This window comes from Kushneria indalinina DSM 14324 (genome assembly GCF_003385845.1).
In the GTDB taxonomy this organism is placed as follows: Bacteria; Pseudomonadota; Gammaproteobacteria; order Pseudomonadales; family Halomonadaceae; genus Kushneria; species Kushneria indalinina.
In genome coordinates this window covers 251,555-270,248 of the sequence record NZ_QRDJ01000008.1, presented here as the reverse complement: position 1 = coordinate 270,248, position 18,694 = coordinate 251,555, and the positions used below count along the sequence as shown (strand labels likewise).

General features: G+C 60.7%; 17 protein-coding genes and 1 pseudogene. 14 read left to right on the top strand and 4 right to left on the bottom strand.

Going from position 1 to position 18,694, the window contains the following annotated elements:
- Positions 1 to 145: 145 nt before the first annotated feature.
- The 12 genes from argS (at position 146) to tatC (ending at position 10,814) form a co-directional block, all read left to right on the top strand.
- Positions 146 to 1,831 carry an arginine--tRNA ligase gene (gene argS, locus C8D72_RS12275; protein WP_115854723.1) on the top strand — a complete coding sequence of 562 codons (1,686 nt, stop codon included), beginning with the start codon at positions 146 to 148 and terminating at the stop codon, positions 1,829 to 1,831.
- Positions 1,832 to 2,695 carry an SPOR domain-containing protein gene (locus C8D72_RS12270; RefSeq protein ID WP_115854722.1) on the top strand — a complete coding sequence of 288 codons (864 nt, stop codon included), beginning with the start codon at positions 1,832 to 1,834 and terminating at the stop codon, positions 2,693 to 2,695.
- 284 nt (positions 2,696 to 2,979) lie between these two features.
- Entirely contained in the window at positions 2,980 to 3,501 is a 522-nt protein-coding gene (hslV, locus tag C8D72_RS12265; RefSeq protein WP_115854721.1) for an ATP-dependent protease subunit HslV, read from the top strand.
- Between the two features lie 2 nt (positions 3,502 to 3,503).
- Entirely contained in the window at positions 3,504 to 4,868 is a 1,365-nt protein-coding gene (gene hslU / locus C8D72_RS12260) for an ATP-dependent protease ATPase subunit HslU (RefSeq protein ID WP_245955242.1), read from the top strand.
- A 135-nt stretch (positions 4,869 to 5,003) separates the two neighbouring features.
- Positions 5,004 to 5,396 carry a gamma-butyrobetaine hydroxylase family protein gene (locus C8D72_RS12255; RefSeq protein WP_115854720.1) on the top strand — a complete coding sequence of 131 codons (393 nt, stop codon included), beginning with the start codon at positions 5,004 to 5,006 and terminating at the stop codon, positions 5,394 to 5,396.
- A 169-nt stretch (positions 5,397 to 5,565) separates the two neighbouring features.
- Positions 5,566 to 6,312: a bifunctional demethylmenaquinone methyltransferase/2-methoxy-6-polyprenyl-1,4-benzoquinol methylase UbiE gene (gene ubiE / locus C8D72_RS12250; RefSeq protein ID WP_115854719.1), complete on the top strand. Its 747-nt coding sequence runs from the start codon at positions 5,566 to 5,568 to the stop codon at positions 6,310 to 6,312.
- A 125-nt stretch (positions 6,313 to 6,437) separates the two neighbouring features.
- Entirely contained in the window at positions 6,438 to 7,073 is a 636-nt protein-coding gene (locus C8D72_RS12245; protein WP_115854718.1) for a ubiquinone biosynthesis accessory factor UbiJ, read from the top strand.
- Positions 7,073 to 8,701: a ubiquinone biosynthesis regulatory protein kinase UbiB gene (gene ubiB / locus C8D72_RS12240; protein WP_115854717.1), complete on the top strand. Its 1,629-nt coding sequence runs from the start codon at positions 7,073 to 7,075 to the stop codon at positions 8,699 to 8,701. Before C8D72_RS12245 ends, ubiB begins: the two co-directional genes overlap by 1 nt.
- Before the next feature lie 96 nt (positions 8,702 to 8,797).
- A complete protein-coding gene (locus C8D72_RS12235; protein ID WP_115854716.1) occupies positions 8,798 to 9,136 on the top strand; it encodes a phosphoribosyl-ATP diphosphatase in 339 nt (112 codons plus the stop codon).
- A 104-nt stretch (positions 9,137 to 9,240) separates the two neighbouring features.
- Complete coding sequence (gene tatA, locus C8D72_RS12230; RefSeq protein ID WP_115854715.1) at positions 9,241 to 9,492, top strand: Sec-independent protein translocase subunit TatA; 252 nt, start codon at positions 9,241 to 9,243, stop codon at positions 9,490 to 9,492.
- A 6-nt stretch (positions 9,493 to 9,498) separates the two neighbouring features.
- A complete protein-coding gene (gene tatB / locus C8D72_RS12225) occupies positions 9,499 to 10,044 on the top strand; it encodes a Sec-independent protein translocase protein TatB (protein WP_115854714.1) in 546 nt (181 codons plus the stop codon).
- Positions 10,041 to 10,814: a twin-arginine translocase subunit TatC gene (gene tatC / locus C8D72_RS12220; RefSeq protein WP_115854713.1), complete on the top strand. Its 774-nt coding sequence runs from the start codon at positions 10,041 to 10,043 to the stop codon at positions 10,812 to 10,814. The genes tatB and tatC overlap by 4 nt, the downstream gene beginning before the upstream one ends.
- A gap of 29 nt (positions 10,815 to 10,843) precedes the next feature.
- On the opposite strand, the gene elbB is transcribed toward tatC, so the two are convergent.
- Positions 10,844 to 11,512 carry an isoprenoid biosynthesis glyoxalase ElbB gene (elbB, locus tag C8D72_RS12215; RefSeq protein ID WP_115854712.1) on the bottom strand — a complete coding sequence of 223 codons (669 nt, stop codon included), beginning with the start codon at positions 11,510 to 11,512 and terminating at the stop codon, positions 10,844 to 10,846.
- 166 nt (positions 11,513 to 11,678) lie between these two features.
- Between elbB and hemB the strand changes: the two are divergent.
- Together hemB and ppk1 are read left to right on the top strand one after the other, a co-directional pair.
- Positions 11,679 to 12,678 (top strand): annotated as a pseudogene (gene hemB, locus C8D72_RS12210) (porphobilinogen synthase).
- A gap of 92 nt (positions 12,679 to 12,770) precedes the next feature.
- Positions 12,771 to 14,957 carry a polyphosphate kinase 1 gene (gene ppk1, locus C8D72_RS12205; protein WP_245955275.1) on the top strand — a complete coding sequence of 729 codons (2,187 nt, stop codon included), beginning with the start codon at positions 12,771 to 12,773 and terminating at the stop codon, positions 14,955 to 14,957.
- A gap of 98 nt (positions 14,958 to 15,055) precedes the next feature.
- Here the strand turns inward: ppk1 and C8D72_RS12200 are convergent, their stop codons facing one another.
- From C8D72_RS12200 to C8D72_RS17780, 3 genes are all read right to left on the bottom strand, one after another.
- A complete protein-coding gene (locus C8D72_RS12200; RefSeq protein ID WP_115854710.1) occupies positions 15,056 to 17,197 on the bottom strand; it encodes a PhoX family protein in 2,142 nt (713 codons plus the stop codon).
- Positions 17,198 to 17,317: 120 nt separating this feature from the next.
- Positions 17,318 to 18,412 (bottom strand): 3-deoxy-7-phosphoheptulonate synthase, encoded by a 1,095-nt coding sequence (locus C8D72_RS12195; protein WP_115854709.1) that lies wholly within the window; start codon positions 18,410 to 18,412, stop codon positions 17,318 to 17,320.
- Positions 18,413 to 18,429: 17 nt separating this feature from the next.
- Positions 18,430 to 18,558 carry a hypothetical protein gene (locus C8D72_RS17780; RefSeq protein WP_281271624.1) on the bottom strand — a complete coding sequence of 43 codons (129 nt, stop codon included), beginning with the start codon at positions 18,556 to 18,558 and terminating at the stop codon, positions 18,430 to 18,432.
- Positions 18,559 to 18,694: the final 136 nt, after the last annotated feature.

The following is an 18,694-nucleotide window of genomic DNA, read 5'->3' as shown; positions in this document are numbered from 1 at the left end:
CACGGTTGAACGATAATGGCGGGCCCAAAGCGACTGCCCCCGCTGACCCATCGACCGTGTCAATTCGGACGCCTGGTCACGGGGCGCGCAGTTTCAGACCTGGCCGAATGCGTCGGGCCAGCCATCCACGACCATAGATGCCAGCATGAAAGAGACGATCACCCTACTGCTTAACACGGCGCTTGATGTGCTCAGGGCCGAAGGCGCCCTGCCCGTTGGCATCCAGCCCGACATTCGTGTCGATGTGGCGCGCGACCGGGCCCACGGCGACTACGCCAGCAATCTGGCCATGATGCTGGCCAAGCCCGCCGACATGAAGCCGCGCGAGCTGGCCGAGCGCCTGATTGCCGCCATGCCTGCCTCCAGCGCCATCTCAAGCGTCGAGATTGCCGGCCCCGGCTTTATCAACTTCTTCGTCAACACCAGCGCCGCCGGCGAAGTGCTTTTCGATATCCTTGACGCCGGTGACGCGTTTGGTCGCAACAGCGACGGTCAGGGTCAGAAAGTGCAGGTCGAGTTTGTCTCGGCCAACCCGACCGGCCCGCTGCACGTGGGCCACGGTCGTGGTGCGGCGGTAGGCGACAGCCTGTGTCGCCTGCTCGAGGCCAACGGCTACAGCGTTACCCGCGAGTTCTACTACAACGATGCCGGCGCTCAGATCGACAATCTGGCCCTGTCGGTGGCGGCGCGCATCAAGGGCATCGAGCCCAACGACCCGGCCTGGCCGGCCGACGGCTATCGCGGCGAGTACATTCAGGACGTGGCGCGCGCCTATATGCAGGGCGACACCGTCACCGCCGACGACCGTCAGGTCACGGCCGCGGCCGATTCCGACGACATGGACGCCATTCGCGCCTTTGCGGTCGCCTGGCTGCGCCACGAACAGGATCTTGATTTAAAGGCCTTCGGTGTCGGCTTTGACGTCTTTTTCCTTGAGTCCGACCTTTATGAAAGCGGCAAGGTGGAGGCCACGGTCAAGCGTCTGATCGAGGGCGGTCATACCTACGAGTCCGACGGCGCCCTGTGGCTCAAGACCACCGACTTCGGCGATGACAAGGATCGCGTGATGCGAAAGCGCGAGGGCGGCTACACCTACTTCCTGCCCGACGTCGCCTATCATCTCGACAAGTGGGAGCGCGGCTTTACCACCGTCATCAACGAACAGGGCGCCGACCACCACTCCACGGTGACCCGCGTTCGCGCCGGTCTTCAGGCGCTGGATACCGGCATCCCGAAGAACTGGCCGGACTACGTCCTGCACCAGATGGTGCTGGTCACCCGCTCGGGTCAGGAGGTCAAGCTCTCCAAGCGGGCCGGCAGCTACGTCACCCTGCGCGATCTTATCGATGAGGTCGGCCGTGACGCCACGCGCTACTTCCTGGTGTCGCGCGCAGCCACCTCGCAGATGACCTTTGATATCGATCTGGCACGCTCCCAGTCCAGCGACAACCCGGTCTACTACGCCCAGTACGCCCACGCGCGCGTATGCAGCGTGGAGAAAAAGGCCGCTGATAACGGCTGGGCCTTTGACGCGGATCTGGCGCGGGCATCGCTGCATCTGCTCGAGGACGCACGCGAGCGCAATCTCATCAATCGGCTGGGCAGCTGGCCCGAAACCGTGCGCCGCGCCGCGCAGCAGCGTGAGCCCCAGCAGATCGCCCTGTATCTGCAGGAGCTCGCCAGCGAATTCCATACCTGTTACAACGCCGTCAAGGTCATGGTCGAGGACGCCGATCTGCGCAACGCGCGGCTGGCACTCGGTCTGGCCGTCCGCCAGGTCATGCGCAACGGGCTTGACCTGCTGGGCGTTTCCGCCCCCAGGGAGATGTAAATGGCACAGCGCCAGAGCAAGAAGGCACCCTCGGGCAAGGGCGCCACATCACGCAGCAAGACCAAACGCGGCGGCGGTGGTGACGGTTTCCATATTCCCGGCTGGCTGTGGGCGCTGGTAGGCATCATCGCGGGCTTTGCCATCGCCCAGTATTTCCAGAATGATGCGCCGCCCAAGCGCGATCAGGTGGCCGCCGTAGTCACCAAAAAGCGCGCCGATGGCGCAGAGCAGCCGCAGGACGGCGAGGCGTCACAGCAGACCAGTGAAGAGGGTCAGATGCCGACCTTCGAGTTCTATACCCTGCTGCCCGAATCGGAAGTGATCGCCCCGAACGTGGAAGACTACAGCTCGCCCCCGCGCCCTGGTACCGAAGGCGCCGTGCTCGAACAGCACGCCCGACGCATCGCGGGCAGTACCGGTGACTCGTCAGTGAGCAACCCCGGCGGCAATGCATCCTCGTCGTCACAGCAGAGTGCACCGACACGCAAACCCGAGCCTGCGCCCAGCGGCAATACCGACAATGATGATGCCATTCAGCAGCTGGCGTCTCGCCATGAGGCTTCCAGCTCCCGCCAGAGTGCCCCTGCCAGGCAGGAAAGCTCGAGCAGCAACAACAGCTCTGGCAACGGTCCCAGCTATATGCTGCAGGCGGCGTCGTTCAAGTCGCAAAGCGATGCCAATGCCATGGCCGGCAAGCTGCGCGACCTTGGGCTTGTCACGCAGGTCAGTCAGGTCCAGACGGCGGACGGTACTACCTGGCATCGCGTCCAGGCCGGCCCCTACCGGGACTCGGGTGAGCTTTCGCGCGCCAGAGGGCTGATGCAGACCCGCGGCATCGACCCAATGCAGATTCAGCAGCGTTGACACATCGCCTGCGTCTAGCAAGGGGCGCCCGTTGCATGGCAACGGGCGCCCTTTTTGCATGTGCCAAAGCGACTCTCTGATGGCTGAAAGGGGCTGAGGGCGGGCCATGCCGGGGTTGAATTGCGCACTTCAGCCAATTTCCCTGGGGAGCACGGCTTGATTTGAGCAGCGAGAGCCCGCACTTCAAGGGAAAGTTTCCAAAACGCAGACGACCTTACGCGCCCTGAGCGCTGTCTGCGTTCAAGTCACCAGGTGCATGTCACCAACGCATTGGAGTAGCGCCGATGACCACGATTGTATCCGTTCGCCGCGGCGAACAGGTCGCCCTGGCCGGCGACGGACAGGTGTCGCTGGGCGATACGGTCATGAAGGGTAACGCCAGCAAGGTCCGCCGTTTTCATCGCGGCCAGGTGCTGGCCGGCTTTGCCGGGGGTACGGCAGATGCCTTTACGCTGTTTGAGCGCTTTGAGGCGCAGCTTGAGAAGTATCAGGGCCACCTGACCAAGGCGGCCGTGGAGCTTGCCAAGGAGTGGCGCACCGATCGCGCCCTGCGCAAGCTCGAAGCGATGCTGGCCGTGGCCGATCGCAACGCCTCCCTGATCATCACCGGCACCGGCGATGTGCTGGAACCCGAACATGGCATCATCACCATCGGTTCGGGCGGTCAGTATGCCAACGCCGCAGCACGCGCCCTGCTGGACAATACCGACCTGTCAGCGCGTGAAATCACTGAAAAGAGCCTCGCGATTGCGGCAGATATCTGTGTGTACACCAACCACAACGTGACGCTCGAATCACTGGACTGATCATGACCGAGACTTCAATGTCCCCTCAAAACGCCAACAGCAATCACATGACCCCGCGCGAAATCGTGCACGCGCTGGATCAATACATCATTGGCCAGGCTGACGCCAAACGTGCCGTGGCGATTGCCCTGCGCAACCGCTGGCGTCGCATGCAGCTTGATGACGCGCTGCGCCCGGAGGTCACGCCCAAGAACATCCTGATGATCGGCCCGACCGGCGTGGGCAAGACCGAAATCGCCCGCCGCCTGGCCAAGCTTGCCAACGCGCCGTTTATCAAGATCGAGGCGACCAAGTTCACCGAGGTCGGCTATGTCGGTCGCGATGTCGAATCGATCATTCGTGATCTGGTGGAAGCTGCCATCAAGCTGGTCCGTGAACAGGCCAAGTCACAGGTGGGCACCAAGGCCGATGATGCCGCCGAAGAGCGCATCCTTGACGCTCTGCTGCCGCCCGCCCGCGGCAGTGAATATGACAGCGGCAAGAGCCGTGACAGCGCCACGCGCCAGACCTTTCGCAAGCAGCTGCGCGAAGGCACGCTCGATGACAAGGAGATCGACATCGAGCTGTCGCCGGCCGGTCAGGGCATGGACTTTCAGGCCCCTCCCGGCATGGAAGACATGGCCAACCAGCTCTCCAGCATGTTTTCGAACATGGGCAAGCAGAACAAGGAGACGCGTCGCCTCACCGTGAAGGAAGCGTACAAGCTGGTACGCGATGAGGAAGCCTCCAGGCTGGTCAACGATGACGATCTCAAGGCCCGGGCCATCGAAGCCGTGGAACAAAACGGTATCGTGTTCCTGGACGAGATCGACAAGGTGGCCAAGCGCGCCGAATCCGGCAGCGGTGGCGATGTCTCCCGCGAGGGCGTGCAGCGTGACCTGCTGCCGCTGATCGAGGGGTCAACGGTGTCGACCAAGCACGGCATGGTGCATACCGACCACATCCTCTTTATCGCCTCGGGTGCGTTCCACCTCTCCAAGCCCTCGGATCTGATTCCGGAGCTGCAGGGCCGCCTGCCGATCCGCGTGGAGCTCTCGGCACTGTCACCGAACGAGTTCAAGCGCATCCTGACCGAGCCGTCAGCGTCGCTGACACGCCAGTATGAAGCGCTGATGAAGACCGAAGGGCTGGACATCGAATTTACCGATGACGGCATTGAGCGCATTGCGCAGACGGCCTGGCAGGTCAACGAAGGCACCGAAAACATCGGCGCGCGGCGTCTGCATACGGTCATGGAACGCCTGCTGGAAGAAGCGCTCTTTGACGGCAGTGACATGCAGGGCCCGCTGGTGATCGACGGCGCCTATGTCGATGAGCGTCTGGGCGAGCTGGCCCGCGATGAGGATCTCTCTCGCTACATCCTCTGAGCGTCTTTATCGTTTGACGCCAACGGCGTATCCTGGAGGGCGGCCCGTTCATGGGCCGCCCGCTTTTTGACATGATGCCGGCCTCCTTACGGAGCGGGCATCATCGAGTACTATTCAACATCATGGAGACGTCCCATGAGTGCCCCCATGCCAACCGGCGTTCACTACCATCAGCGCAGTCGCGAGCTGGCGCTGACCTATGACATCAACGGTGAGCAGCAGAGCTTTCGCCTCAGCGCCGAAATGCTCCGGGTGTATTCACCATCGGCTGAAGTCCGTGGCCACAGCCCGGAGCAGGCCGTTTTGCAGACCGGCATGAAATACATCGGGCTGAAAAACATTACGCCAGTGGGCAACTATGCCCTCAAGCTGCACTTTGATGATGGCCATGACAGCGGCCTGTACACCTACGCCTATCTCTGGGAGATGATCGAAAACCGCGAGCTTTGGTGGGACGACTATCTTCACGAGCTCAAAAAGGCCAATGCCTCGCGCGAACCGCTGGGCATACCGCTGCAGAGCCAATAAGCGCAGCCTCTTGTCGCCGTCAGGACAAATGAAGTCCTGAAAGCTACAATGGCTCTCGACAGGCGCGCCCCTCCCGACCGGAGTGACAACGCACTGATGCCTGCGGGGCAGGCAGCGCCGCCGACAATGCCAGAACACATGAATTTGCAAACGCTGACAGGGGAACGCCATGGACAAGCAGACAACGCACTTCGGCTATGAGGAAGTCCCTGTCGAGGAGAAGGCCGGCCGCGTCGAGCAGGTCTTCGATAGCGTGGCACGCCGCTATGACATCATGAACGATCTGATGTCGATGGGCGTTCATCGCTTCTGGAAGCGTGTGGCGCTGGAGCGTTCGGGCGTACGCCGCGGCCATGCCGTACTGGACATTGCCGGCGGCACCGGTGATCTGACGGCCAAATTCGTGGAGCGTGTCGGCCCCACCGGTCGAGTGGTACTGGCCGATATCAACGCCGCCATGCTGCAGGTCGGACGTGACCGGCTGCTGGATCGCGGTATCGGTGCTCAGGTTGAAATCGTGCAGGCCGATGCTCAGGCCCTGCCCTTCCCCGACAACACCTTTGACTGCATCACCATTGCCTTCGGTCTTCGCAACGTCACCGACAAGGATGCCGCGCTGGCGTCCATGGCGCGCGTGCTCAAGCCGGGCGGACGACTGCTGATCCTGGAATTCTCAAAGCCTGTCAACACGGTCTTCGAGAAGGTCTATGACCAGTACTCCTTCCATGTCCTGCCCCGCATTGGCAAGTGGGTGGCCAACGATGCCGACTCCTATCGCTATCTGGCCGAATCGATCCGCATGCATCCCGATCAGCCGACCCTCAAGGCCATGATGGAAAATGCAGGGCTTGAGCGCGTCGAGTACACCAACATGACCGGCGGTGTTGTGGCACTGCACCGCGGTATCAAGTTCTGAACGACCTGCGCGGGTGGTGCCTTTTGTTCGGCAGCATCCGCCGGGCCGCTTCCCGACAGGGTTAATGGCATGACATACGCGTATTTCATGACTTCTCGTCATTGCATACAAGGGCAGTTCTGCTGATGTCCTTTATCACCCCCGTACTGCTGGCCGGTATCGAGAAAAGCATTAACCGCCTGCTCTCACGTGACCCGGCGGCGCCGCCTCGTCTGTCGGCCATGGCCGGTCAGCGCCTTTTGTTGAGACTTGAATCCCCCCGGATTGAAGTGCTGGTTATTTTTCACATTCATGGTCTCACGCTGGCATCCCTCCCCGATGGCGAGGACCGGGATGCGGACACGACCATCGAAATCGATGCCGATACGCTGGGTGCCCTGCTGGGCGGCACGCCGATACAGTCACTCATGACCAGCCATAGACTGGTGGTGCGTGGGCAGCTGGGTCTTTTAATGCAGGCGCGCGAGCTGCTGATGGATCTTGATATCGACTGGGAAGGCGCCTTTGCCGAGTGGTTCGGTGAGGCACCGGCCCACAGCCTGGCCACCGGTCTGCGACGTCTGGGGCACTTTGGCGTGCACTCATCAAGAAGTCTTGAGCAGGATCTGCGCGAGTACATCCTGGAAGAGGGTCAGTGGCTTGCCGGCCGCGCCCGCTTTGATGTCGCCCGCGACCATCTGACCGAACTCGAAATTGCGACGGACCGGCTGGAAGCCCGGCTTGAACGTCTCAACCGTCGTCTGCGAGGGCATCACTCTTGATGACGCTATGGCGCCTGATCCGTATTGCCTGGGTGGTTACCCGTTATCGGCTCGACAGCCTGATTCCCGGAGAACGCCTGCCGGGCTACGCCCGTTTCCTGATGGCCATTGCCCCCATCAGGCTGTTCCCGAAAGGGGACAAGACGCGCGGTGAGCGCCTGCGACTGGCCCTGGAAGATCTGGGGCCCATCTTTATCAAGTTCGGACAGATGCTTTCGACCCGGCGCGATCTGATGCCGCCGGACATCGCCGTCGAACTCAAGCGATTGCAGGATCAGGTGCCGCCCTTTCACAGCGACACGGCACGCACCATCATCGAGGAAGAGCTGGGTGCGCCGGTCGGTGAGCTTTTTGATCATTTCGAGCCCGACTCGATGGCCTCGGCCTCCATCGCTCAGGTCCATGCTGCGCGCTTGCATACCGGTGAAGAGGTGGTGGTCAAGGTCATTCGCCCCGGCATCGACAGCGTCATGCGCAACGACATGGCGCTTTTGTATACCTTTGCAAAGGTTCTTTTGAAGGTCTGGCCCGAGGCCCGGCGCCTGCGCCCAGTGGAAGTGGTCAAGGACTATGAATCCACGCTCTTTGATGAACTTGATCTGCAAAAGGAGGCCGCCAACACCTCCCAGCTCAAGCGTAACTTCCAGCACTCCCCGCTTTTACATGTCCCGACCATCTACTGGCCGCTGACGCGCAAGCGCGTCATGACCCAGGAGCGGGTCAACGGCGTTCCGGTGGCCGATACCGACGCGCTGGAATCACAGGGCGTCGACATGCGTCTGCTCGCCGAGCGCGGCGTGGAAATCTTTTTCACCCAGGTGTTTCGTGACAACTTCTTTCATGCCGACATGCACCCGGGCAACATCTTCGTTGACATCAGCAACCCGCTTGATCCGAGCTACATTGCCATCGACTGCGGGATCGTGGGCAGCCTGACCCGCGAGGATCAGGACTATCTGGCGCGTAACATCATCGCCTTTTTCCGCCAGGACTATTACGAAGTGGCCATGCTGCACATCGAGTCCGGCTGGGTGGGTGAAGATACCCGCGCCAACGAATTTGCCGCGGCCATCCGCTCAGTCTGTGAGCCCATTCTGGAAAAGCCGCTCAAGGACATCTCCTTTGGCCAGGTACTGATGGGGCTTTTCCAGACGGCCCAGCGCTTTCATATGGAAGTGCAGCCGCAGCTGGTTCTTTTGCAGAAAACGCTGCTCAATATTGAAGGATTGGGGCGCACCCTGTACCCAGACCTTGATCTTTGGCATACCGCCAAACCCTTTCTGGAGCGCTGGATGCACGAGCGCGCCGGTCCCAAGGGATTCTGGGAAGAGCTCAAGCGTCAGGCACCGGATCTTGCCCAGCGCATTCCCCAGCTGCCGGTACTGGCCCACCAGGCCCTCTCTCAGGTTGAAAACGAGCGCAAGCATCGCGAGCAGCAGACGGCTGCCTTCGTGACCCTGCAAAACTCCTTTTCGGGGATACGCAAGGGCGCGCGACGGATTCGGATCGGTCTGGTACTGATCGCCGGGGCACTGGCCTGGCAACCCGTTTCGCAGTGGGCACTGCAGCAGCACTGGAGCGTTCTGGCCGCCGCCGGTATCGGGCTGGCCCTGGTAATCTGGCGCTGAGCGATGCAGATAACATCGACAGATTGCGGACGGTGATGATATAAGCTCCCATCGTCCTGAACACGCTCTGGCATGAAACATCAGGAACCCATTTCAATGAGCACTATTCTCGATCAGCTCGATCAAAGCCTGGCCGACCGGCGCCATGGTGACGCTGATACGTCCTACGTTGCCGGTCTGCACCAGCGCGGTCTCAACAAGATTCTGGAAAAGGTGGGCGAAGAATCGGTCGAAACGATTCTTGCCGCTCGCGATGCCGAACATGGCGACGACCAGGCCCGACAGGCACTGATCAGTGAAACGGCCGATCTCTGGTTCCACTCGCTGGTCATGCTGTCCCATCTGGGACTGGACCATCGCAGCGTGCTTGAAGAACTGGCACGTCGCCAGGGCATTTCGGGGCTTGAGGAAAAGGCGTCACGTACTGACGGCTAACATTTGCCCCTTTTACCTGTCTTATCATTACAATGATGGATGCTGTTCAAGACAGCACCGGATTTATCAACGACCGTGTCCATCGGACACAATGGAGAAAAGCCATGTTGGGTGGTATCAGTATCTGGCAGCTTCTGATCGTTCTGGGCATCATCATCCTGATTTTCGGTACGAAGAAGCTTCGCAATCTGGGCGGCGATCTGGGTGGCGCCATCAAGGGCTTCAAGCAGGCCGTCAATGACGATGACGAGACGACCAGCAAACCTCAGCAGCGCGTCAAGCATGACGAGAGCCCGGGCAACGAGACCATCGATAGCCATACGGACACGCGCGAAAAAGAAGACACCCGGAAATAATCCTTCATGTTCGATATCAGTTTTCCCGAGCTGATCGTGGTCGGTGCCATTGCTCTGGTGGTGCTGGGCCCCGAACGTCTGCCAACGGCAGCACGTACGGCCGGTCTATGGCTGGGAAAGATCAAGCGTACGGTCTCCAGCGTGCAGCAGGAAATCACCTCTCAGCTCGAAACCGAAGAGCTGCAGCGCAAGATGAAAAGCCAGCAGGACCGCTTCGATCAGGGGCTGAAAAAGGCCCGGGACGATATCGAGAGTCTGGGAGATGATCCCTCTGCCAGCAGTCGGAAGCTCTCGGACAGGGCCCTTTCCGATGATCGCTCAGCGGACCGACAGAAAGAGACATCCGATGCCGAGTCGGCGTCGGACCGCCACGCGCATACCGCTGATCCCTCGACAGCGCCGGCGCCGGATCGTCATGCAAATACCGCTGACCCGGCAACCGCCCCGGCACCGGCCTCTGAAGCTGCGTCCGATGAGCAGAAACCATCCGATGCCGCCGCCTCTCGACCACCGGCATCGGACCGTCATGACAGGGATAACCACGATCGATGAGCCCACAGGACGATAATCAGTCGCAGACACCGCTGATCGATCACCTTATTGAGCTGCGTTCGCGACTGCTGCGCGCCATGATCATTATCGTGGTGGCGTTTGCCGCGCTGTACGCCTTTTCCAACCAGATCTATACCTTTGTGGCCGAGCCGCTCATGGCTCTGCTGCCGCCCGGCTCGCAGATGATCGCCACGGAAGTCGCTTCGCCCTTTCTGGCGCCGTTCAAGCTGACGCTGATCGTGTCGCTGTTTCTGGCCATTCCCTTTGTGCTCTATCAGGCTTGGGCCTTTATCGCCCCGGGCCTTTATGCCAACGAGAAGAAGCTGGCCCTGCCCATTCTGGGCTCGAGCGTCATGCTGTTTTATGGCGGGGCCGCCTTTGCCTACTACGTGGTGTTTCCGCTGCTGTTTCAGTTTTTCACCACCGCCGGGCCGGCAGATGTGCAAATCATGACCGACATCAATGCCTACCTCTCCTTCGTGCTCAAGCTTTTCATGGCGTTCGGGCTGGCCTTCGAGATTCCGGTGGCCACCTTTTTGCTGGTGTTGACCGGCGCCACCACGGTACAGGCACTCACGGCCAAGCGCCCCTATGTGGTCATTGCCTGCTTTATCGTGGGCATGGTGCTGACACCGCCCGACATCATCTCCCAGACGCTGCTGGCAGGCCCGATGTGGCTGCTGTTTGAAGTCGGCATCCTCTTTGCTCGTCTCATTCGGCGCCCGCGCGGCGGTCGCGACGATGTCGAGATGAATGACACCGGCAGCTGACAGACCGCGCCTCGGCGCGGCTCCATCCATCAGCGTGACTGTTCCATCAGGCTATTGACGCGCTCCACCAGCTTGAAAAGCCCCTGAGCGATGTCCGAGGGTCGCTTGCCCATGAGCCAGCCGGGCGTGGTGAGAACGCGGTGTTCGAGATCCACCACGATCTCGCCGACGCCGGCGCTTTTGTGCAGCCCCCCCATGGCACTGATGGTGCCGGAAAGCTCGGCACTCTGCCCCAGGGTCACCGGGATGGCCTGCTCAAAGAGTTTCGGGACCAGCAGCGCTGCCATGCCGACTAGCGCGATGGGCTTGTGCGCGTCATGAAACTCATGAAGCCGGGACACGAGCTGTTCGAGCACCTGCATGGAAGAGCCACTGACGGCAAAATCGCTCAGTTGATTGATGGCGCCATGCCCGCCGGGGATAATGATCGCGCCAAACTCTGCTGGCTGCAATCTGTCCAGCGGATAGACACGTTCATGCACCATACGACATGACTCCACCATGGCGTGGCGGCCTTCACTGTCCATGGATTCGCCGCTGGTATGGTCGATCACATGGTGCTGTGCCACATCCGGAGCAAAACAGCTCCACTCAAGGCCCAGCTGATCCAGGCGCAACAGCACCATCGTCAGCTCCTGCACATCGGTACCATCCAGCCATCCGCATCCGGAAATCACGACTGCTACACGCTTTTTCATGCTGCTGCTCCCATGAGATACATGACATCCGCCTTCCCGGGCAGACAGTGGCGACCGGCACCAGAAGGGCCTGATCGAGTGCGACGATAATCGTCACCGCTGCCGTACAGGCCAGCTATTATAGTTGTATTCGCACGCGCCATTTGCGCGTTTCAGAAGGCCAGTCGTGACCGCCACCCCCTCACGTACATTTCCCGGAATCCGACTGCGCCGCGTGCGTCATGATGACTTTTCGCGACGCATGACGCGTGAAAGCACGCTGACGGTTGATGATCTGATTCTGCCCGTGTTCGTCCAGGGAGAGGACAATCGCCGCGACGCCATTGCGTCAATGCCGGGCGTGGAGCGCCTCTGCGTCGACCAGCTGATGGAAGAAGCCGGTGAACTGTTCGCTCCGGGGATCCCGGTCATTGCCCTGTTTCCTGTCATTGATGCCGAGCATAAAAGCGAATTCGCCGAAGAGGCCTATAACGCCTCGGGCCTGAGTACACGAGCCATCAGGGCCCTCAAGGCCGCCTGGCCAACCCTTGGCCTCATGACCGACATTGCTCCGGATCCCTGGTCAGGACGGCATCCTTGATGAGCGGGGGCAGGTAATCAACGACCGGACCGTCGGGACATTGGTCAAGCAGGCCCTGAGTCATGCTGAAACCGGTGCTGACCATATCGTGCCCTCCAATATGATGGACGGTCGCATTGGCGCCATTCGCGAGGTTCTCGAAGCGGAAGGACTGATCAATACCCGCATCCTGGCCTGCTCGACCCACTATGCTTCACGCTATTACCGCCCCTTTCGTGACGCGGCAGACTCAAGCGCCAGCCCGGGACGCACCGACAGGTCGACCTGTCAGATGGCCCCGGCCAACAGCGACGAGGCGCTGCATGAGGCTGCCATGGACATCTCGGCAGGCGCTGATGCGATCATTATCCAACCGGGCATGCCCTGCCTGGACGTACTGTATCGCGTCAGCCACGAGCTGCGTGTCCCGACTTTCGTCTACCAGGTCAGCGGCGAATACGCCATGCACAAGGCAGCCTTTGAAAACGGCTGGCTGGATGAAAAGACGGTCATGCTGGAATCACTGCGCTGCTTTAAACGGGCCGGTGCCGACGGTATTCTGGCCTGGTTTGCCAGGCAGGCCGCGCAGGCGCTTAAGGCAGACTGACTGTCATCAAAGCGTCATGAGAGTTTCCCACACTGATGGATGCGGTCCTTTGAGGGCGCATGTCATTTCCCGGAGAGTTCTCGATGTCATCAATGCCCACTAACCCGGCTTCTGAAACACCCGCTTCACCCGAGAACGACCCTGCCTCGACGCTGAGGATCAACCACACGCACGCCGGTATCCGCGCCCGGGCCGCCGCCAATGCCGCACGTGATCTGGATGATGCCGGACTCTACTTCAACCGCGAACTGTCAACCCTGAGATTTCACGTTCGCGTACTGGAGCAGGCGCTCGATGAGACCCATCCCCTGCTGGAGCGACTCACGTTTTTGCTGATCTTTTCGTCCAATCTGGATGAGTTTTTCGAGATTCGTGTGGCAGGGCTCAAGCGACGTATTGCCTATGGCAACGAAGAACCCGGCATGGACGGTCACTCGACCTCGAGCATCTTTCACGAGATTGCCACCACTGCCCATGAGCAGGTAGAGCGTCAGTACCATATTCTCAATACCCAGCTGATTCCGGCACTGGCCGAGCGCGGCATCCATTTTCTGCGCCGCAACAACTGGAACAAGGCGCAGCGGGAATGGGTCAGTTCCTATTTCGATGACGAGATCATGCCGGTCATCAGCCCCATCGGGCTGGACCCGTCGCACCCCTTCCCGCGGCTGGTCAACAAGAGCCTCAACTTCATCGTCGAGCTGGAAGGTCGTGACGCCTTCGGGCGTGAAGGCGGCATGGCCATCATCCCGGCGCCGCGCTCCCTGCCCCGCCTGATAAGACTGCCAAAGGCGCTGGAGCGCGAGGAGTGTCAGGAGTATGTGTTTCTCTCCTCGATGATTCATGCCCATGCCGAACAGCTCTTCCCCGGCATGACCGTACGCGGCTGCTACCAGTTTCGCCTGACCCGTAACGCCGATCTTGCCATGGACACCGAAGATGTTGCGGACCTGGCCTCGGCGCTCAAGAGCGAACTGCTGGCCAGACGCTACGGCGACGGCGTCCGCCTTGAGGTGGCCAACAACTGTCCGTCACATCTGAGCGACTTTCTGCTCAAGCAGTTCCAGCTCGGCCATGAGGACCTGTATCTGGTTGACGGCCCAGTCAACCTGAGCCGGCTGATGGCCATGATCGGTGACAGCGAGCGCGCCGATCTGCGCTATAACCCCTTCGTGCCGGGCCTGCCGAAAGCCCTGCGCAAGGATGAGAGCCTGTTTGACCTGATCAGCCGACAGGATATTTTGCTGCTGCATCCCTGGGAGTCGTTCGGCGTGATCGAAAACTGGCTGGCCGAGGCCGCTCGTGATCCGGGGGTGCTGGCGATCAAGCAGACGCTCTATCGCACCGGCTCCGATTCCGGGGTAGTCAGTGCGCTGGTCGATGCGGCGCGCAGCGGCAAGGAAGTCACCGTGGTGATCGAGCTGCGCGCCCGTTTTGACGAGGCCGACAACATCGCGCTCGCCTCCCGGCTGCAGGAAGCCGGCGCCAACGTGATCTATGGCGTCATGGCCTACAAGACCCACGCCAAGATGCTGCATATCGTGCGCCGCGAAGCCGGGCGTATTCGCCACTACGCCCACATGGGCACCGGCAATTACCACTCCAAGACGGCGAAACTGTATACCGACTACAGCCTGCTCACGGCGCGCGAAACGCTGTGCGAGGACGTCCATCACGTCTTTCAGCAACTCTCGGGCATGGGGGAGCCGCGCCATACCGAGCACCTGCTGCACGCACCCTTTACGCTGCACCGTCGGCTGGTGGAGCTGATCGATCGCGAAACGGCGCACGCTCGCAAGGGACACAAGGCGATGCTGACCATCAAGTGCAACTCCCTGACGGAGCCCAAACTGATTCAGGCGCTGTACCGGGCCTCTCAGGCGGGTGCTATCTGTCAGTTGATCATTCGTGGCACTTGCTGTCTGCGCCCGGGCGTCCCCGGAGTGTCCGACAACATCACGGTGCGCTCGGTGGTGGGCCGTTTTCTGGAGCATACCCGCGTTTTTCACTTTCACAACGCCGGCAAGTCCGAGACCTGGTGCTCCAGCGCCGACTTCATGGAGCGCAACATGTTCCAGCGTGTGGAAACCTGCTTTCCCCTGCTGGACAAGAAGATCGCCCAACGGGTCAGAAAGGATCTGGATACCTACATGCTGGACAACTGCCAGAGCTGGACGCTGCAGCCGGACGGCCACTATGAAAAGCGCTGCCCGGGCAAGGATGAAGCCGCCATCAGTGCCCAGGAAACCCTGCTGTATGCCTATGCCGCGCGTCCTTGATCAGGCATTCCAGACCGCATGAAACAGCTCGTGCCGCATAGGCGGCCCGAGCTGTTGCTTCCCTTGATGACACCTTCGCTGTAACCCGTATCAGAAGGTTATACCCCGATTCTGCCGCCATCACGTTTCTGGATGACTACCGTCGAGGAACGCGGACGCACCTGCCCTTGCGCTGTTTGCGTGGCATTCTCGGTATTGGCTGCCGGCCAATTGGCCGGATGCTGAATATTGATGAACAGCGCAGTCCGGTCAGGCGTTGCAAAAATGCCGGTGACTTCCGCCTCATTGGGGCCGATGGCGAAACGCTTGAGCTGTGCCTGGTTTTGGGCGTTGATGGCAGGCTGGCCATCGTCACTCATGGCACCGGGGACCACGGCCAGCACCTGATCGTTGGTCATTTCGGCCACCGCATTCTCGCGCCCCTTGTCCAGACCGTTGTCGGTTTCGATCCAGAGAATCCCTTCGCCATCATCACGCTCGTCAAACCAGAGACCGTCAGGGCTTGCAAAGGCATTCACGTCGGTAAGCCCGGACAGATTGCTGTCGGCATCGCTGGCACTGCTGCCAAAGACGAAAGGCTCCCAGCGCATGCGGGTCGGATCATCATGGCGCTCCTGCCAGCGAATGACATGGCCGTAGGTATTATCCGGGCGTGGGTTGGCGGCATTGACCGGCGCGGTGGCGTAACCGCTGCCCACGGTGAAAACATCATCGCCCTCACCGGTGAAGCTTGCCGGACGCTCTGCCTCAGTGCGTTTTGAGTTATTGGTCAGCGTCATGTACACGATGCCCGAATGCGGATCGACCGTTCCCCATTCCGGGCGGTCCATGGGCGTGGCACCCATCAGATCGGCCGCGTCGCAGGTATTGATGATAATGCCGGCCTGATTTTCGAAAACTTCCCCCAGCCGACGCCCCTTATGCTCTCCCTGAGGGATGATGGCGTCCACCGTTAGAGGCAGCCACTCGCCTTCACCATCGGCATCAAACCGGGCCACATACAGTGTGCCCTCGTCCAGATAGCTGGTGCCGATCGCCTGTCGATCATAGGCTTCGCCCGGACGGTTGGCATCGCTTTGCTGCCAGATTTTGGTCGTCACGAACTTGTAGATGTATTCGTTGCGGCTGTCGTGACCGGTATAAAAGGTCAGTGGCATGCCCTCGACCACACGGCCGGGCCAGCAGCCCTCGTGACGAAAACGCCCCAGCGCCGTGCGCTTGTAAATGATACTGTCAGCATCGTAGGGATCAATCTCCACAATGTAGCCAAAGCCACGGGCCTCATTGCGGTAGTCCTTCGCGGGGTCGTCGCCGTGAGGGGTATTGTCGAAACGGCTGAACTCACCTTGCTCGCCATCTTCAGCACTTTCCCAGCTGTAGCGGCCGCGCTCACCGTTAATGCCCAGACGCGCCTGATCGGGAGTCAGCTTGCCCCGATTAATGAAGACCTCGGGCCAGTTTTCTTCACAGGTCAGATAGGTGCCCCAGGGAGTATAACCGCTGGCACAGTTGTTATTGGTGCCACGAACATGCGTTCCTTCCGGTGACCAGGCGGTTACCGCCCATGATGTCCCGCGAACGGGGCCAGCAAGCTCCATGGGCGTGGCCGACGTAACACGTCGATTGTGGGCATCATCGGCCACCGGCGCCCAGTGCCCCTGATCATCACGCCGCAGACGGACAACCGCCATGCCATGGGCATTGATCTCGGTACGCACCTCATCAGCCGGGCGCGCCCCCTCGTCATTGTTGGTCGGCCCACCCTGAGGCGCCCAGAGGGCGCTCTGATCGATATATTCATGATTGATCGCCAGCAGAAAATCGCGCGAGGCGTGCTGTGTGTCCAGCGGAAAGTGGTACATGCCGTCGTGGTGCATGCCCATGGCACGTGCCTGAAAGGCCGGTGTGAGGTGCATGTCCTGCTGCCAGTCGGCAGCACTACCATCCAGTGGTGTGCCCCAGGGAACCAGTATCTGAGCGGTATAGCCTTCAGGAACGACGATGGCATCCGTCATGCTGCCGGGCAGCGATTCAAATCCCAGGGTGAGCCGGCGCCGCGGCTCGGCACTGGCTTGGCGAAGGGCAGCACTCAAACCGAAATCGGTAAACAGCGTGGCGGCTGCCAGCCCCAGGCTGCCCTGCAACATGCGACGACGCGACAGATAGCGCGCCATCACGGATGAGAAAGGACGATTACCGCTATCATTGTGATTGTCATGATTTTCAATTTCTTGACTCATGTCATCGTCTCTCGGGAGCTTGATCAATGAGGCGAGATTACGACGATATCATGACAGATTTTTGACAATCTCCCGGCTCAGGGTGGCTGCAGCGCGGTCTTGGGCCACCCTCTGAATAACTCAAATATGCTGCTCGGACAGACGCTGCGCGGCAAGGCGCAGGTGATGTTCGCTGTCGGTCCAGCCCAGGCAGCCATCGGTCACGGAGACGCCGTAGCGCAGCGTTCCGCCCAGAGCCTGTTTACCCGCTTCCAGGTGGCTTTCAAGCATGACGCCGACCAGGGATGACGCGCCATCAAGACGCTGGCGAATGACCTCATCGAGCACCAGAGGTTGTCGAGCGGGGTCCTTGCCACTGTTGGCATGAGAGCAGTCCACCATGATGGCCGTTGAAACGCCGGCCGCCCTGAGGGCTCCGGTAGCCATTTCGACGCTTTGAGCGTCAAAGTTGGGACCCCAGTGGCCACCGCGCAGTACCAAATGGGTATGAGAATTGCCACTGGAGTGCAGAAGCGCCGGACAGCCGTTGTCATCAAAGCCCGGATAGCGATGGCCGTGGCGGCTGGCGCCCATGGCATCAATGGCGACCTGAATGCCGCCGTCGGTGCCATTCTTGAAGCCCGTGGGCATGGGCAGTGCACTGACCATTTCACGATGAATCTGTGACTCGGTGGTACGTGCCCCAACGGCCGCCCAGCTGATCAGATCCTCCATGTAGGCACTCAACATGGGCTGAAGCAGCTCACAGGCGATCGGCAGGCCCAGTTCGGTGATATCGCGCATGAGCCGGCGCGTACTGGCAAGCCCTTCTGCCATGTTGTCGCTGCCATCCAGATGCGGATCATACACCAGCCCCTTCCAGCCCACGGTCGTACGCGGTTTTTCGACGTAGACCCGCATGACCAGCACCATGCTGTCTGCCACCTCATCGGCAAGCCCTTTCAAGCGCCGGGCATAGTCGAGTGCGCTGTCGCGATCATGGATCGAACAGGGCCCCATCACGACCAGCAGGCGCGAATCCCGCCCATCCAGAATGTCACGAATGGTCTGGCGATGACCTGCGATCTGCACCTGTAGAGAAGGCGCAAGCGCAATGGCTTCCTTGAGCGCGCCCGGTGTGGGCAGAGGCTGGGCAGCTCCCGTCGCACCAGCCTTTTGGTCATGCTCGGCGGGTGCAGCACTGGCAGGTTCGGCGGTATGGCGTAAGGCGTTCATGGTGTCTCTTCTATCCTTTAACAGCGTAACAAGGGGGAAAGTGGAGCGCCCTGTGCCAGCACGCCGACGGCCAGCGCCCGAAGCGCCGCCAGCGTGGGCTTAAATCGCCAGTCAAGGGTCGAATCGTTGTGATAAGTCATGGTCATGCGGCTCTCCTGATGGCTACCGGGTCATTGACCCATGGCATGAAAACAAAAAACCCCCGGTGGCATGCTGCCGACCGGGGGTTTCATGGGTGGGCAGCACGGTAGACACCGGCACGCCCTGAACAATCAGGCGTGC

Coding starts and splice junctions, on each gene's coding strand:
- argS (WP_115854723.1), top strand. CDS start 146: ATGAAAGAGACGATCACCCTACTGCTTAACACGGCGCTTGATGTGCTC.
- C8D72_RS12270 (WP_115854722.1), top strand. CDS start 1,832: ATGGCACAGCGCCAGAGCAAGAAGGCACCCTCGGGCAAGGGCGCCACA.
- hslV (WP_115854721.1), top strand. CDS start 2,980: ATGACCACGATTGTATCCGTTCGCCGCGGCGAACAGGTCGCCCTGGCC.
- hslU (WP_245955242.1), top strand. CDS start 3,504: ATGACCGAGACTTCAATGTCCCCTCAAAACGCCAACAGCAATCACATG.
- C8D72_RS12255 (WP_115854720.1), top strand. CDS start 5,004: ATGAGTGCCCCCATGCCAACCGGCGTTCACTACCATCAGCGCAGTCGC.
- ubiE (WP_115854719.1), top strand. CDS start 5,566: ATGGACAAGCAGACAACGCACTTCGGCTATGAGGAAGTCCCTGTCGAG.
- C8D72_RS12245 (WP_115854718.1), top strand. CDS start 6,438: ATGTCCTTTATCACCCCCGTACTGCTGGCCGGTATCGAGAAAAGCATT.
- ubiB (WP_115854717.1), top strand. CDS start 7,073: ATGACGCTATGGCGCCTGATCCGTATTGCCTGGGTGGTTACCCGTTAT.
- C8D72_RS12235 (WP_115854716.1), top strand. CDS start 8,798: ATGAGCACTATTCTCGATCAGCTCGATCAAAGCCTGGCCGACCGGCGC.
- tatA (WP_115854715.1), top strand. CDS start 9,241: ATGTTGGGTGGTATCAGTATCTGGCAGCTTCTGATCGTTCTGGGCATC.
- tatB (WP_115854714.1), top strand. CDS start 9,499: ATGTTCGATATCAGTTTTCCCGAGCTGATCGTGGTCGGTGCCATTGCT.
- tatC (WP_115854713.1), top strand. CDS start 10,041: ATGAGCCCACAGGACGATAATCAGTCGCAGACACCGCTGATCGATCAC.
- elbB (WP_115854712.1), bottom strand. CDS start 11,512: ATGAAAAAGCGTGTAGCAGTCGTGATTTCCGGATGCGGATGGCTGGAT.
- ppk1 (WP_245955275.1), top strand. CDS start 12,771: ATGCCCACTAACCCGGCTTCTGAAACACCCGCTTCACCCGAGAACGAC.
- C8D72_RS12200 (WP_115854710.1), bottom strand. CDS start 17,197: ATGAGTCAAGAAATTGAAAATCATGACAATCACAATGATAGCGGTAAT.
- C8D72_RS12195 (WP_115854709.1), bottom strand. CDS start 18,412: ATGAACGCCTTACGCCATACCGCCGAACCTGCCAGTGCTGCACCCGCC.
- C8D72_RS17780 (WP_281271624.1), bottom strand. CDS start 18,558: ATGACCATGACTTATCACAACGATTCGACCCTTGACTGGCGATTTAAG.